The sequence below is a fragment of the Proteiniborus sp. genome, assembly GCF_040308045.1.
GTDB lineage: Bacteria > Bacillota > Clostridia > Tissierellales > Proteiniboraceae > Proteiniborus.
In genome coordinates this window covers 19856-36247 of record NZ_JAWRHZ010000061.1, presented here as the reverse complement: position 1 = coordinate 36247, position 16392 = coordinate 19856, and the positions used below count along the sequence as shown (strand labels likewise).

The following is a 16392-nucleotide window of genomic DNA, read 5'->3' as shown; positions in this document are numbered from 1 at the left end:
ATAAAAAATTACCCTCTGGTTTTTTATGCGCTGGGGACGGTTCTTTTTGCATTTTTGTGTTTTCCATAATAACTATATTTACAAATAGCCTTTTTTCCTCTATTATCATATAATATACTTAGTATATTTTTATATAAATCAAGGGGGAAGTTATTTTATGGACAATAGACCAATAGGAATATTCGATTCAGGTATAGGAGGACTAACAGTACTAAAGGAAATAGCAGAACAGCTACCTCATGAAGATATTATATATTTTGGAGATACAGCTAGAATACCATATGGAACAAAATCAAGAGAAACAATAATTAAATACGCCTTTCAATGTATAAAATTTCTATTAAGTAAAAATGTAAAAGCAATAGTAATAGCATGTAATACAGCTAGCGCATTAGCTTACGAAGAAGCACTACAAGCATTTGATGTTCCAATATTGGGAGTTATACAGCCTGGAGCAAAAGCAACAATTAATAAAACAAAAAACAATAAAATTGGTGTAATAGGTACTACAGCAACAATAAACAGCGATGCATACCAAAGTTCTATAAGGTCATTAAATAAATCAGCAGAAGTAATAGGAATTGCATGTCCGCTATTTGTGCAAATAGTAGAAGATGGCTGGGAAGACACAGATGTAGCATTGATAACAGCAGAGAAATACCTTATGGAATTAAAAGAACATAATGTAGATACCTTAGTTTTAGGATGTACCCATTATCCAATACTAAGATACACACTATCAAAGGTAATGGGAGAAAAAGTATCCTTAGTAAATCCTGCCTTTGAAACAGCAAAAGAAATTAAAAATCTATTAAAGCAAAAAGATTTACTAACAGATACAACAGATAAACCAATATACAATTATTACGTAAGTGATGACCCAGAAAAATTCAGAAGAATTGGTGGAAACATAATGAATAAAAATATTGTAAGTATAGAGAAGGTTGATATAGAAACACTGTAGGAGGTAACAACAGTTGTCGAAAACCTACACAAATCTAAATAAAATTACAAATAAATGCTAGAAATATAATAGGACTTTTATATACTAATATTAGAGGTGAAAGTTATGGAAAAAATGATTAGTATATCAGAAGCCAGTTAAATATTAGGAGTAGACATAAGAACCCTTCAAAGATGGGACAATGATGGCAGACTAAAAGCATATAGAACTCTTGGTGGACACAGAAGATATAAATTATCAGAAATTGAATCGCTTTTTACAAATAAAGAATTAGAAAAAGAAAAGGGTGAGAATAGTGAAAATAACGACTAAGGCTATTCTAATTAACCTAAACGAAGAACATAAAAACATAATTGATAATATGATGCTTGTATTTTGTACAGCAATTAGGTATTCCTTTAAAAGACTATTAGAAGGTAATAAAAATACTTTAGATTTAGAAAAAGAAATAGCAAAGAAATATAACCTAAATATTCGACAGGCTAAAGACGCTGTAGAAAACGCCAGACAAATAATAATGTCACAAAAAGAATTAGTCAGAATTAATTATGAGAACTATACTGCCAAAGTAAAGGCTATAGAAAAAATACTAAATGATAAAGACAAGAAAACAACAGAGAAAAAAAGAAATGCTCTATTAAGTAAATTAGATAAAAGACAAAGGAAAGCCAATTATTTCAAGAAATTCATTGATACAGATACTATTCCACCAGTAATATTTGGAACAAAGCAAATATTTTTAAAAAGATGTAAGGGTTTAATAACCAGCGAAGAATGGAAAGACAGTAGAAATAATAGATACTACTCTAGGGGAGATAAAACTAAGAAAGGAAACCCAAACCTAAGAGTAGTAATAATAAATAACATGAGCTATCTTGAAATATCCACACTAGAAAAGACAACTACCAATAGAGCAATAAAAATAAGAGTTCCTATATACCTTCCGCAAAAGCTATCAAAGAAAACAGGTAAAATAAACGGGATAAACTATAGAGAACTATTTCTAAATCATCTGCAAACAGGCGAAGCCTATCAAGTAGAACTTATAAAAAGAGACGGAAAATATTATGCTCACATAACATTTGAACTTCCTAAAGTAGACTTAAGTTATACAGGACATAATGGAGTCATAGGAATAGACACAAACCCAGATGGCTTTGCATTAACCTATGTAGACAATAAAGGTAATTACAAATGGCATAAATATTTAAAACAACATGAATTATTGTACGCCCGTAGCAATAGAAGAAAAAACCTATGTGGAGAATTGGTAAAACAAGTTATATTAATAGCTAAAAAAGAAAACTGTGGTATAGCCATAGAAAATCTGAAATTCAAAGATGACAAAGATGTAAAAGGTAAGTTTGCAAGAATAAAGCAAGGGTTTATATATTCCAAATTACTAACAATGCTAGAAAGTGCTTGCTATAGAGAAGGAATAGAAATAACTAAAGTAAAGCCACAATTTACAAGTAAAATAGGACTATATAAATACTGCCATCAATACAGAATGAATGTCCATAATGGAGCAGCAATGGTAATAGGAAGAAGAAACTATAACTACAGAGAAAAAGTACCTAGGATACTAAAGGAAAAATTATTACAGGATAAATATGAATTTAACAAGAAAAGTGAATGGGCAAAGTGGTCCATAATAGATAAAAATATAAAAAGAAAGGTAGGCGAAAAACCTGATTTGTGGTTAAAAAGGAGAAAACAAATACTTGGATTAGTAAGTTAGTAAGACCAATAATATAGAAATAACTTTCCAAAGTACACTAAGTTGAAAGGCTTTGGTGAAGATGAATATATTAGGAATGGCTAACAGCCATAATCTTGTCGTACTTAATGATTAAGTATTATTAAGGCTATACAAGATTTTAATACGAAAGTATTAATCCAAGTGGTTGAATCCTGTGACACCACCATCTAGTTAAATAACGAGGTGAAAAGCTTGGATGTATAATTGTCTAGGTTTTAGAAATCAGGCGAATATAATGAAGAATGTAATGCTAAAAATAAAGGGAAAACAAACCAATATAGAAGGCGAAGAAAATATAATTGAGCTTATTACAGAAGGAAAATTTTATACTAAAAATGGTTCACACTATTTAGTATATGATGAAACAGAGATATCAGGTATGGAAGGCTCCACTACAACATTAAAAATACAAGGACATAAAATATCAATGAAAAGATTTGGCAGCAATTCATCTAGTCTAATCTTTGAAGAAGGTAAAAAACACAGGACAGAGTACTTGACTGCCTATGGAGATATGTCTATAGAAGTATTAACAGATAACGTAGACGTAAGTATATCTGAAGTAGGAAAAGGAAACATAGACTTGTCATATAAGCTTAATATTTCAGATAACATGGAAAGCAGCAATCACCTGACAATAGATATAATGTAAAAATTATCCTTGTTATTTTTGATTAATGAATGATACTATGTATCTATAGCGAGATGCAAAAAGGATTTAAAAGTATAGCCCAAAAACGGGCACTAAATGCCCAAACTTAAGCATTGGGGGGATACTATGATAGATTTACTCCAAGGAGAAAATATATTAGAAATACTTGACTGCGTACAGGAAGGCATACACATCATAGATAAAACAGGGAAAATAGTATATTATAACAAATTCGCACAAAAACTAGATGAAATAGATAGAGAAAAGGCAGTAGGACGTCACATACTTGAAATTTATCCTTCACTTTCCCATGACACTAGTACACTTCTAAAAGTAATCCGAACAGGAAAACCCATATTTGACATAGAGCAAACCTTTGTGAATTATAAGGGGGATAAAATAACTACTATAAACTCATCCATTCCTATCAAGTCAAAAGGTAGCATTGTTGGAGCACTTGAAATATCAAAAGACATAACAGAAGTAAGGAAACTATCAGAAAAAATAGTAGAGCTACAAAGTGAACTTTACAGCACAGAGCACAAAAATAAACAGAAAGACAAGGGAACTGCAGGCTTTACTTTTGTAGATATTATAGGTCAAAATACAGAAATGTTAAAAATTAAATCTCTTGCATTAAAGGCAGCAGCCACATCTTCACCAATAATTATTTACGGAGAAACAGGTACAGGAAAAGAACTATTTGTACAGTCAATTCACAATGCAAGTCCAAGAAGAGATAAGCCATTTATTGCACAAAACTGTGCCGCACTGCCAAGTAATCTTCTTGAAGGAATTTTATTTGGAACAGTAAAAGGCGGCTTTACAGGAGCCGAGGATAGACCAGGCTTATTCGAAGTAGCTGATGGTGGAACTCTTCTATTAGATGAGATTAATTCAATGCCTTTAGACCTTCAAGCAAAGCTTTTAAGAGTCATCCAAGACAAAACAGTTAGAAGAGTAGGGGCAACAAAAACTACTAAAGTAAACGTGAGAATAATAGCAGCAACAAATATACATCCAGAAAAGGCAATAGAAAACAATTTACTCAGAAAGGATTTGTACTATAGGCTAAATGTTGTATCCATAAATATACCAGAGCTTAAAGATAGAACCGATGATATTCCAAGGCTAGCTGAATATTTTATAGAAAAATACAATAAGCTTTTAGGTAAGAATATAAAGAAAGTCGATGATGAAGCTATGGAGAAGTTTATGACCTACAACTGGCCAGGAAACGTAAGAGAACTAGAACATTTAATAGAAGGCATAGCCACCATATATGACACAGACACCATAAGACTAGAACATCTTCCTACTCAAATAAGAAATCAAGGGAATGCAACGGGGACGGTTCCTTTTGCAGCCAATTCTTTAAGAGTCACCTTGGAGCAAATGGAAAAAAGCATTATCAATGAAACACTTATAGCCACAGATTGGAACATTACACGCACAGCAGAACAGTTAGATATACCTAGACAAACTCTGCAATATAAGATAAAGAAATATGAACTAAAATAAGTACACGCCCAAAATTGGGCGCATAATATTAAAAAGAGAGCTGAATATTAATAAAGCTCTCTTTTTTGTGCTTATTTTATCCAAAGATAACATAATAATCATCAAATTATGTTTAGTTTTTATATTAATCATATGGCACATTTCTTGCAATATATCTATTGGGTAATAAACAAGAAAACGTGATAATAATTATCAATTATTTAACAATGATTCTAATTACTTCGAATTTATTCGAAGACTACTATATTTTTTAAGGGAGGAATTATTAATGAAAAAAGGATGTCCATACGGAACACACAGAGTTATTGAGCCTAAAGGGGTATTACCACAACCAGCGCTAAAGATTGACAACAATATGGAGATTTATGACAATGAAATACTAATAGATGTACAGACACTTAATATTGACTCAGCAAGCTTTACACAAATAAAAGAAGAGGCTGGCGGAGATACTGAAAAGATAAAAGAAATAATGAAAAACATCGTAGCAACAAGAGGAAAACATCAAAACCCTGTAACTGGTTCAGGTGGAATGCTAATAGGAACAGTAGAAAAAATTGGACCTGCTTTAGAAGGTAAGACAGACCTTAAAGTAGGAGATAAATTAGCTACATTAGTTTCATTATCACTTACACCACTTAGAATAGACGAATTTCTTGAAGTTAGAAAAGACATAGACCAAGTTGACATAAAAGGAAAAGCAATACTATTCGAAAGTGGAATATATGCAGTTATTCCAAATGATTTACCGGAAAACCTAGCATTATCAGTACTTGACGTAGCAGGAGCACCAGCTCAAGCAGCAAAGCTAGTAAAACCTGGAGACTATGTAGTAGTCATAGGAGGCACAGGAAAATCAGGAATGCTTTGTTTACATGAAGCAAAGAAAAGAGTAGGTGTTACAGGAAAAGTAATATGTGTAGGTAGCACAGATAAAAGTGTATCAAGAGCAAAATCAGCAAACTTAGCAGATGAATATATTAAAGTAGATGCAACAGATGCAATAGCACTCCACAACAAAGTAAAAGAACTCACCAATGGAAGAATGGCAGACATAACAATAAACTGTGTAAACATACCAAATACTGAAATGACAAGCATACTAGCAACAAGAGATGGAGGATTAATCTACTTCTTTAGCATGGCAACAAGCTTTACAAAAGCAGCCCTTGGAGCAGAAGGCGTAGGAAAAGACGTAACAATGATAGTAGGAAATGGATATACAAAAGGTCATGCGGAGATAGCACTACAGATAATGAGAGAAAGCGAAACTCTTAGAAAGATTTACACCGAACTATATGCATAACACAGGGGCAAACACAGAGGGACGGTTCCCTTGTCTTGTCTGAACGCAACGATAAGTGACAAGGATGATTCTATGTCACACTTTCTTCTTATTAAGTGCAATGGGTAGGCAATGGAATTAGTTATGCAAAAAGAACCGTCCCTATTGCACCTATTGCATACAAACCTAAAAGGGAGGTTTTAAAAGTGAGATCCTATAAAGAAATTGAGCTTTGGAAAAACGTTTCCCAAGATGAGTGGGACGACTGGAAATGGCAGGTTAGAAATAGAATCACTACAGTAGAGCAATTAAAGCAGGTAATAAACCTCACAAAAGATGAAGAGAAAGACATAGAAGAGACACTAAAAAAATTCAGAATGGGGATAACACCATATTATGCATCACTAATGGATAAAGATAATCCAGATTGCCCAGTTAGAAAACAAGCAGTACCAACAATATTAGAAACCCATAAGGGTATAGCAGACATGGAAGACCCACTTCACGAAGACACAGATTCACCAGTACCAGGTCTTACCCACAGATATCCAGATAGGGTACTTATGCTTATAACAGACCAATGTTCAATGTACTGCAGACATTGTACAAGAAGAAGATTTGCTGGTCAACATGACTCAGCAATGGGAATGGATAGAATAGAGGCATCAATAGAGTATATAAGAAATACACCACAAATAAGAGACGTGCTGATTTCAGGAGGAGACGCACTCCTAGTATCAGATGAAAGATTAGAGACAATAATAAAGAAACTTAGAGAAATACCACATGTAGAAATCATAAGAATAGGTACACGGACACCAGTAGTTCTACCACAGAGAATTACAGACGACTTAGTAAATATGCTCAAAAAATACCATCCAATATGGTTAAATACTCATTTTAATCATCCGAAGGAAATAACAGAAGAATCAAAGAAAGCAATAGCTAAATTAGCAGATGCAGGAATTCCACTAGGTAATCAATCAGTTTTATTAAGGGGAGTTAATGACTGCGTTCATATAATGAGAGAATTAGTTCATGGTCTAGTTAAAATAAGAGTTAGACCTTATTATATTTACCAATGTGACCTTTCTATGGGAATAGAGCATTTTAGAACTCCTGTTTCAAAGGGAATAGAAATAATAGAAGGGTTAAGAGGACATACATCAGGCTATGCAGTACCAACATTTGTAGTAGACGCACCAGGAGGCGGAGGAAAAACTCCAGTAATGCCTAATTACGTAATATCAATGTCTCCAAATAAAGTGATACTAAGAAACTTCGAAGGAGTCATCACAACATATACAGAGCCAGAAAACTACACAAATCACTGCAATTGCCCAGTATGTAAAGGAGAACGAGAACATAAAATAACAGGAGTAGCAGGTCTACTACAGGGAGACAAAATAGCGCTAGAGCCAACAGAACTAGAAAGAAGAGACAGAGCGCACCGCAGATGAGAGGAGAAGTAGCATGTCCCTAATTGAACTACTATACCCACAATACAAAACAGTATCCATAGTAGGTATGGCGAAAAATTCAGGTAAAACATTTACATTAAATAAAATAATAGAAGAAGCTATAGAAGACTCAATAACCATAGGCCTTACCTCAACAGGCAGAGATGGTGAGAGTCAAGATATAGTTACTAAAACAGAAAAGCCTCCTATATATGCTGAAGCAGGTACGCTGATAGCAACAGCCACAGAAACCTTAGAGCTTGGAGATGCTAAAATAGAGATTTTAGACATTACAGACTACAGCACTCCCTTAGGTAAGATAGTCATAGGTAGAGTTAAAGAAAGTGGTTATCTTCAAATAGCAGGTCCCCAGACTAATAAAGGCATAAAAGCAGTATCAAAACTTATGCTAGATCTTGGAGCACAGCTAGTACTAATAGATGGGGCAATAAACAGAGTTGCATCAGCTTCTCCTTCAGTATCAGAAGGGACAATACTAGCCACAGGAGCTGTCTTAAGTAGGGATATGAATAAGGTCACAGAAGAGACAGCCCATACAGTAGGACTTTTCAAACTGCCAGAAGTAAATGACAATAAAGCAAAAGTAATAATGGAAGAACTAATCGAAGGTGGAAAAGCAGCAATTATAGATGACCAATATAATATAAAATATCTCAATATAAAAACAGCACTAAATAGTGGAATAACAATAGCACAAAATATTACCCATAATTCAAAATACGTAGTTTTACCTGGCTCCTTAGTAAAAAAGACAATTGATGACATAATATGCACTACAAATAAATTTAGACAAGTAAAATTCATAGTAAATGATGGCACAAAAATATTCATAGAGCCAAAGCAATGGTTGATATATAAGAGTAAGGGCTTAGTAGTAGAAGCACTTGAATCAGTAAATGTAATACTTGTAACTGTAAATCCATTTTCTCCTGAAGGCTATTACTTTGACCAAGAGGAATTTCTATTTAGCATGAAGGAATGCCTTAAAGACACAATTGTACTTGACGTAATGTATGGTGGTGATTTGATTTGAATGATTTCATAGACAATAATACTAAAGAAGTTATTGGGCTAGATTATATATTGAGAAAAATAGACACAATAACTCCATACGGTAAAGAGTTAAAAGAAAATATTGAGCCCTTTAAAATAGGAGAAGAAGATTTATTAATAAAACAGTTTGCTATAATAGAAAGACTTGTCAAGCTCATTAAAGAAAACAAGTTTTTCTTCAAAAACATAAAAAACATATTGCATAACATAAAAGATATCAGAAATTCCACATTAAGAGCTAAAGAGGGATATATACTTAGTAATGTAGAATTATTTGAAATAAAAGGCTTTATATTGACGTTAGTAGAACTTAGTGAAGAACTAAAAACTATAGAAGACCAGCTTGATAACAGCATTATTATCAATAGAATAGTTGAATTAGAAACCCTTTTAGATCCACAAAAAACTAAAATCAAAGCCTTTTATATATACGATGACTATTCTGATAGATTAAAGTCTATTAGAGAAAAGAAAAGACAAATAGACAATAAAATCAAAATAGAAAAGAAAGAAATAAAGGGGAAACTAGAAAGAGAATTATCTCTAAAAATAAGACCAGATGGCTCAATATTAATATCAAAAAACCAGAAGGAAATCTTAGAAAAGGTCAAGAATAACCCTAATCTAATATACAGCTCTGAAACTTACATGAATATTAAGTTTACCTTAAAATCCACACCGACACTATATGAACTAGAAAAAGAACTAGCTGCTATAAAAGAAAGAGAAGAGGAAGAAGAGCAGGAAATAAGACAGCATCTATCCGAGAAAATAGGCTTTTACTATAATGAGATAATCATGAATACTCAGTATATAGGAAAGTTGGATTTAATGCTAGCAAAGACATATATGGCCATAGGCACAAATAGTATAAAACCTACAATACTAAAAGAACATAGGATTAGCATAACTAATGGAAGACATCTAAAAGTAGAGGATATCCTAAAATCTAATGGCCAAGAATTTACGCCAATAAGCATAACACTTTATGAAGGAGTTTCATGCATTACAGGTGCAAATATGGGAGGAAAAACAGTTTCTCTAAAGCTAGTTGGTCAACTTTGTGCCATGGCTCAGTACGGACTTTTTGTACCATGCACTAAAATGGAAACAGGTCTTCATGGGTTCATTTACGGTTCTATAGGAGATATGCAATCTACAGACAAAGGCTTAAGTACCTTTGGTTCAGAAATAAGCAGCATAAAAGAAGGATTGAAAAAGGCAGATAAAAATGGGCTTATACTAATAGATGAACTAGCCAGAGGTACAAATCCCGACGAAGGCTATGCCATATCCAAGGCAATAGTTAATTTTTTAAAAAATAAGAAAAGTATAACTCTCATAACTACTCATTACGACAATGTAGCTAATTCAGATGGTGTGCTTCATTATCAAGTCGTGGGACTTTCAGGGATTGACTATGAAGAGTTAAGAAATAAAATGTTTTCAAATGCCAACAGTATGGATTTAGTAAGCCAATGCATGGATTATAGACTAAAAAAGGTTACAAAAGACACAAGAGTTCCTAGAGATGCCATAAACATAGCTAGGCTTATGGGATTAGAAGAAAGCATTGTAGAAGATGCAGAAAAGATTCTCTTTGGAACAGTAGTAAAACAGTAGGTAAACAGTTGTTAAACAATTGCTAAACTACGGTTAAACTATCGTTCTAAAGCATAAATCAGCAAAGGAGGTAATTTAAATGAACAGTAAACTAAATCTTGATCCAAAAAAAATAGAAAACGCCAGAAACGCAGCAGCAAACATAGCAGAAGACGTACAAGGCTTCATAGATAGACATACCACTGTAACAGTAGAAAGAACTATAGCTAGACTACTAGGAATTGACGGCGTAGATGAAATAGATAGACCACTTCCAAATGTAGTAGTAGACAATATAAAAGAAGGTGGTGGCCTAGAATTAGGTATAGCATATTGGCTAGGAAACGCTATAGTACAGACAGGGGATACTCCACAAAACATAGCAGAAAAAGTAAGTAGAGGAGAATTAAATCTTACAAAGTTGCCAATAGCCAATGAAAACAAAATAAAAGAAAAAATAAACGAAATAGCAGCACAAACAGTAAATAAGATAAGACAAAATAGGAATAAAAGAGAAGAATATATAAAAAGACTTGGAGAAGGAAGAAAGCCATACTTATACGTAATAGTAGCAACAGGAAACATATACGAGGACGTAGTGCAAGCTCAAGCAGCAGCTAGACAAGGCGCAGATATCATAGCAGTTATCAGAACTACAGCACAAAGCTTACTTGACTATGTACCATATGGACCTACTACAGAAGGCTTTGGCGGAACATATGCTACCCAAGAAAACTTTAGAATAATGAGAAAAGCATTAGACGAAGTAGGAGAGGAAGTAGGCAGATACATTAGGCTATGTAATTATTGTTCAGGACTATGTATGCCTGAAATAGCAGCAATGGGGGCACTAGAAAGACTTGACGTAATGCTAAATGATGCATTGTATGGCATACTATTTAGAGATATAAATATGCAAAGAACTCTAGTAGACCAATACTTCTCTAGAATAATAAATGGATTTGCAGGAGTCATCATAAATACAGGAGAAGATAATTATCTCACTACAGCAGATGCAGTAGAAGAAGCACATACAGTCCTTGCTTCTCAATTTATGAATGAGCAATTTGCAAAAAAAGCAGGTATACCAGAAGAACAAATGGGACTTGGTCATGCCTTTGAAATGGCACCTGACATAGAAAACGGATTTTTACTAGAGCTAGCACAGGCTCAAATGGCTAGAGAAATATTCCCAAAAGCACCACTAAAATATATGCCACCAACAAAGTTCATGACAGGAAATATATTCAAAGGACATTTGCAAAATGCAATGTTTAACCTAGCTTCAGTATGGACAAATCAAGGTATACAGCTATTAGGAATGTTAACTGAGGCAATCCATACACCTCATCTTCAAGATAGAGCATTATCAATAGAAAACGCAAAATACATTTTCAACAACGCAAGAGATATAGGAGAAGAAGTAATCTTTAAAGAAGGCGGCATTATCCAGACAAGAGCACAAGAAGTTCTTAATAATGCAGAAGAGCTATTACTAGAAATAGAAAAAGAAGGACTATTCTCGACTATAGAAAAAGGAAAGTTTGCATCTATAAAAAGAGCTAGAGATGGAGGAAAAGGATTAGAGGGAGTAATTCAAAAAGAAGAAAAATACTTCAATCCATTCATAGATATGATGCTAAATATAAATTGAGATACATTCGCTACGCTCAGTATGACAGTATATTGATGTCATCCTGAGCGAATGTGAAGGATCTCGTTTCCAAGATTGGAGGCAATGATAATGATGAGCAAAATTCAAAAAGTAGATTTAACAAAAGTAAAACCCTACGGAGATACATTAAATGATGGAATGGTTCAGCTTTCTTTCACACTTCCAGTGCCATATGGAGATGAAGCCAAAGAAGCAGCTAGAATATTAGTCAGACAAATGGGCTTTGAAGAGCCAAATGTAGTACACGCATCTGATTTAGGTCAAGGTTATACTCATTTTATAGTATATGGAAAATGTCAGTATACAGTAGATTTCACAAAGATAGAAGTACCAAAGGTAGAAATTGACTCTATGACTATGGAAGAAGTAGAAGAATATATAAAACAAAATGTTAAGAGAGAGATTACAATAGTAGGAGCATGTACAGGCACAGATGCCCATACAGTAGGCATAGATGCCATAATGAACATGAAAGGCTATGCAGGACATTATGGGCTTGAAAGATATAAAGGAATAAATGCAATAAACATGGGTAGCCAAGTGCCAAATGAAGAACTAGTAGCTAAGGCAATAGAAGCAAATGCAGATGCTATACTAGTGTCACAAGTAGTTACCCAGAAAAATGTCCACATTCCAAATCTAACACAACTAGTAGAGCTACTAGAAGCAGAAGGAATGAGAGATAAAATAGTCCTATGCTGTGGAGGACCAAGATTAACTCATGAATTAGCAAAAGAGCTAGGCTACGATGCAGGCTTCGGAACAGGTTCATACGCAGACGACGTAGCTACATTTGTGGTGACAGAAATAGTTAAAAGAAACCTTGTGTAAAAAAAGTAGGGATGGTTTTAGTTCACCATCCCTTCACTTTTAAGTTTTCTACAACCTACTTGCCGCTTCCTTATCCACAATAATAACCACATCAGGATGAAGCTGAAGAATAGATGCAGGTACTTTAGGTGTAATAGGGCCATTTACAGTGTCATAAATAGCATCAGCTTTTCCTGCTCCACTTGCAAGGAGCAATATTTTCTTAGCTTTCATTATAGAACCTATTCCCATACTAATAGCTTTTGTAGGCACATCATCAACAGAATCAAAAAATCTCGAATTAGCTTCAATAGTATCTTCATCTAACTGAACAAGATGAGTATTAGTCTCAAAATGTTCACCAGGCTCATTAAAACCTATATGGCTATTTCGCCCAATACCAAGCAATTGAAGGTCAATGCCACCAGCTTCTATAATCTTTTTCTCATAATCATTACATTCTCTCTCAATATTTTCACACATTCCATTAGGAATATTGATATCCTCTTCGCCAATATTCACATGATTAAATAAATTTGCTTTCATGAAATAATCATAGCTTTGTGGGTTATCCTTTGGTAATTCAAAATATTCGTCTAAATTAAAAGATTTAATCTTAGAAAAATCAATAACTCCATCTTTGTAAAGCTTAATTAATTCCTTATATGTACCTATTGGAGTGCTACCAGTAGCAAGCCCTAAAACACTTTCAGGGTTTAAAATCATTTGGCTTGCAATAAGATGAGCAGCTTTTCTACTCATTTCATCATAATCATTAGCAACTATAATCCTCATCCTTCATTCCTCCTGAATAAAACTTTCGTGCTTCCATTAATTATATTTTCAATTGAATTCTTTGTCAACACTCCCTTCTGGCGGTATTAGCTAAGTCATTTGCAGCCTTCATGCCTGTTTGCAGAGAACCATTTATCCAACCATGAGTAACAGAAACATGCTCGCCAGCAAAGAAAACTTTATTGTCATATTCAGGTATACCCATAGAATACAAAAATAATCTTCTTTGTTCTGGCATAAAGTAACAAAACCCACCTAAAGACCAAGGCTCCTCTTGCCAATTTACATATTTCCAATCTGTAACTACACTATCTAGATATCCATATGGAAGGCCGTGGACCATTTCCACCTGCTCCTTTAATTTTCCAAGCTTAAGGAATCTAGGTAGATTTCCATATCTAATAGCATCTATTCCAAGATTATATGATGCCAATAATACACCAGGTTGATTAGCACCTTTTCTATCTGATGGATACCAAATAGTAGATATAGGTAAGTCAGTAAAAGAACCTCCTCCTATTATTCCTTGTTTTTGCCAAAATCTTTTATTACACAGCAAAAGACTTTTTTGTGCTAATGTATAATCAGCTTCCATAATTGCTTCCATTTTTCTATTGCTAAAAAGCGGATTTAGCTCTACATTTCGTAGTGTTGAAAAAGGTATAGTACATATTACATAGTCAAAGTCTTCTTTCTTAGGACTAAGCATTTTCTTGCTATTAAAAATAATTCCTACCTTATTTCTTTGTTCAAGCTTGCAAATCCCTTCTACCCAAGTTCCCATTCTAATATCTATCTTACCTAAAGCTTCTGCTTCTATACCAACATATTCTCTAGGGCTAGGACTGACTAAGGAGTTGTATAATGCAATAGGAAGTAAAGAAGTTCCGCCCATAATTTCATACATAATAGAAAAAGACAAAGAACTAGTTTCCATAATAGTTTCTATATAGCCATAAAATAAAAGAAGACGAGTAAAAGTAGATACATTGTTAAGTAAGTTTATAGCACCATTGCTTAAACCTAGCTTTTCCATTACCTGTCTGTGATTAAAATAATCCCAATAATTTATGACACTATCAGTTTTTCTTTTGATTTTAAGTAATTCTATACGCAGTTCAGGCGACATCTCAAGTAGTGGAGTGTCCATAGTATAGCTCAAGAGTTCTGTCCAAGAAAGTTTTTTTTCCCAATTTCTCATTTTAAACTTAGGGTATATTTCTTTCTTTACATTTTCACCTTCAGGGTCATTTCGAACACGAGTTTTTTTAACATAGATAAAGGTATTTGGATTTACTTGAACAAATGAACGTGTATTTAGACCGAATAGATTAATGTAATGCCAAGTAGCTTCATGAGATACAGGTATTCTCATAGCTCCTAATTCTCCATAATGTTCATTATCAAAATAATGAGTGTATATTCTTCCACCAATACGATTTTCTCTAGCCTCAAATATGGTTATATCAAAGCCTAGTTTTCTCAATTCAAAAGCAGCAGATAATCCTGCAACACCTGCACCAAGTACAGCAACTTTTTTGTCCTTAAAGGTTCCTGGTTTAGCTATAGAAGTTATATCTTTAGGAGGGCTTAGAGCATTTATTATTCCAGGAAGCTCCCTAGGATCCCTCTTAGAGTTTATAAGCAGCTCTTCCATCATACTATATCTTTCAAGATTAGTAGGATTGTTAACATTAACTTGATGCAAAACATCAACCCCTTTATGTAAAGCATTAATGTAGAACATCAACTGTGCAAAACGTATATTCTGTCAATCTGAGCGGTAGCGAATAATCTCTATTATAAGCTATAAAGACCCATTCGTTACGTTCAGGGTGACACATGCACATAGTTTGAGATATCCTCCATACTAAATTATATTAGTTGCAAACCTCATTAATGCACATAGTAGTAGTATCGCAGCACAAATTTGCCCACTCTCTATGATCGTGCAAATTAGCACATAAAGAAAAGTGAGCTGAATTATCTTCAACTCACTTTATTTAGCCACTGCATAAGTGAATGTACAAAATCAGAGATCTTGCTATCTACTTAGCTTAACTATTAAACTTTTATCAATATATAACATTATATCTCCTCTTAATGCAGGAGAAAGATTATCTAGCTCTGAGTTTATACTTAAATTAAGCTCTTTAGCTTTTTCTAAGTAATTATCAGGCCAATTCTTACTTTGGTCAACAGTACTTTCATAGCCTAACAATCTTACTAATATAGTTTGGACTTCAGCGTGAGTAATATTACCAAGTGGATTAAAAGTACCATCACCACGACCTACAATAAGTCCTTCGTTTGCGGCAATGTTTATATACCCAGCTGACCAGTGCTCTTTTTTAACATCTTTAAAAATAGAGTCTTTTTTATATTTGTCTACTTCATTTTCTTTATTCAATAGCCTAACAACTATAGTTGCAAATTGTTCTCTAGTCAGATTGTCTTCAAGTCCTAAAGAGCCGTCACCATACCCAGTAATTATACCCATTGCTACTAGTCTTTCAGCAGCTTCTAATTTTTGAGTATCTGTATTTTTAGCCAAAGCCATAGAACTAAAAGCAAGGACAAATATTAATATAAAAATAGTAGTTTTTTTAAGCATCGATAAATCCTCCTTAAACTATAGATCAGAAAACACACCAAAAGACTTGGAATGTTCCTAACTAATACTTTTTCTTAATTATATCAAAGTAACCACAATATTTTCATTTCATTTGTGTTACAAATAGGAGAATGGTATTGCAGGAAAAAAGAGAAATATGTTGAATAATAAAAGAATA

14 protein-coding genes are annotated in these 16392 nt (G+C 33.6%); 11 read left to right on the top strand and 3 right to left on the bottom strand.

The window, feature by feature from the left end; all coding sequences use genetic code 11:
* Positions 1–157: 157 nt before the first annotated feature.
* The 11 genes from murI (at position 158) to kamE (ending at position 12826) form a co-directional block, all read left to right on the top strand.
* Positions 158–964: a glutamate racemase gene (murI, locus tag ABV008_RS13140; RefSeq protein WP_352420290.1), complete on the top strand. Its 807-nt coding sequence runs from the start codon at positions 158–160 to the stop codon at positions 962–964.
* A gap of 141 nt (positions 965–1105) precedes the next feature.
* On the top strand, positions 1106–1276 hold the full coding sequence (locus tag ABV008_RS13135; RefSeq protein ID WP_352420473.1) for a MerR family transcriptional regulator: 171 nt from the start codon (positions 1106–1108) through the stop codon (positions 1274–1276).
* Positions 1260–2705: an SSO2105 N-terminal domain-containing protein gene (locus ABV008_RS13130; protein ID WP_352420289.1), complete on the top strand. Its 1446-nt coding sequence runs from the start codon at positions 1260–1262 to the stop codon at positions 2703–2705. Before ABV008_RS13135 ends, ABV008_RS13130 begins: the two co-directional genes overlap by 17 nt.
* Positions 2706–2922: 217 nt before the next feature.
* A complete protein-coding gene (locus tag ABV008_RS13125; protein ID WP_352420288.1) occupies positions 2923–3378 on the top strand; it encodes a YwiB family protein in 456 nt (151 codons plus the stop codon).
* A 126-nt stretch (positions 3379–3504) separates the two neighbouring features.
* On the top strand, positions 3505–4899 hold the full coding sequence (locus ABV008_RS13120) for a sigma-54 interaction domain-containing protein (RefSeq protein WP_352420287.1): 1395 nt from the start codon (positions 3505–3507) through the stop codon (positions 4897–4899).
* Between the two features lie 268 nt (positions 4900–5167).
* Complete coding sequence (gene kdd / locus ABV008_RS13115) at positions 5168–6205, top strand: L-erythro-3,5-diaminohexanoate dehydrogenase (protein ID WP_352420286.1); 1038 nt, start codon at positions 5168–5170, stop codon at positions 6203–6205.
* Between the two features lie 185 nt (positions 6206–6390).
* Positions 6391–7644 (top strand): lysine 2,3-aminomutase, encoded by a 1254-nt coding sequence (kamA, locus tag ABV008_RS13110; RefSeq protein ID WP_352420285.1) that lies wholly within the window; start codon positions 6391–6393, stop codon positions 7642–7644.
* A 13-nt stretch (positions 7645–7657) separates the two neighbouring features.
* The gene (gene kamB / locus ABV008_RS13105; protein ID WP_352420284.1) at positions 7658–8698 is read left to right on the top strand and encodes a lysine 5,6-aminomutase reactivase subunit KamB; all 1041 of its coding nucleotides are present in this window, start codon (positions 7658–7660) and stop codon (positions 8696–8698) included.
* Positions 8695–10341: a lysine 5,6-aminomutase reactivase ATPase KamC gene (kamC, locus tag ABV008_RS13100; protein ID WP_352420283.1), complete on the top strand. Its 1647-nt coding sequence runs from the start codon at positions 8695–8697 to the stop codon at positions 10339–10341. Before kamB ends, kamC begins: the two co-directional genes overlap by 4 nt.
* Positions 10342–10420: 79 nt before the next feature.
* Positions 10421–11974: a lysine 5,6-aminomutase subunit alpha gene (gene kamD, locus ABV008_RS13095; protein ID WP_352420282.1), complete on the top strand. Its 1554-nt coding sequence runs from the start codon at positions 10421–10423 to the stop codon at positions 11972–11974.
* Between the two features lie 90 nt (positions 11975–12064).
* Positions 12065–12826 carry a lysine 5,6-aminomutase subunit beta gene (kamE, locus tag ABV008_RS13090; protein ID WP_352420281.1) on the top strand — a complete coding sequence of 254 codons (762 nt, stop codon included), beginning with the start codon at positions 12065–12067 and terminating at the stop codon, positions 12824–12826.
* 48 nt (positions 12827–12874) lie between these two features.
* Here the strand turns inward: kamE and nagB are convergent, their stop codons facing one another.
* The 3 genes from nagB to ABV008_RS13075 all read right to left on the bottom strand — a co-directional run bounded on the left by nagB (position 12875) and on the right by ABV008_RS13075 (position 16214).
* Positions 12875–13600, bottom strand: coding sequence for a glucosamine-6-phosphate deaminase (gene nagB, locus ABV008_RS13085; protein WP_352420280.1), 726 nt, complete (start codon positions 13598–13600; stop codon positions 12875–12877).
* Positions 13601–13664: 64 nt separating this feature from the next.
* The gene (locus tag ABV008_RS13080; protein ID WP_352420279.1) at positions 13665–15308 is read right to left on the bottom strand and encodes a flavin monoamine oxidase family protein; all 1644 of its coding nucleotides are present in this window, start codon (positions 15306–15308) and stop codon (positions 13665–13667) included.
* 336 nt (positions 15309–15644) lie between these two features.
* A complete protein-coding gene (locus tag ABV008_RS13075) occupies positions 15645–16214 on the bottom strand; it encodes an S-layer homology domain-containing protein (protein WP_352420278.1) in 570 nt (189 codons plus the stop codon).
* Positions 16215–16392 lie beyond the last annotated feature (178 nt).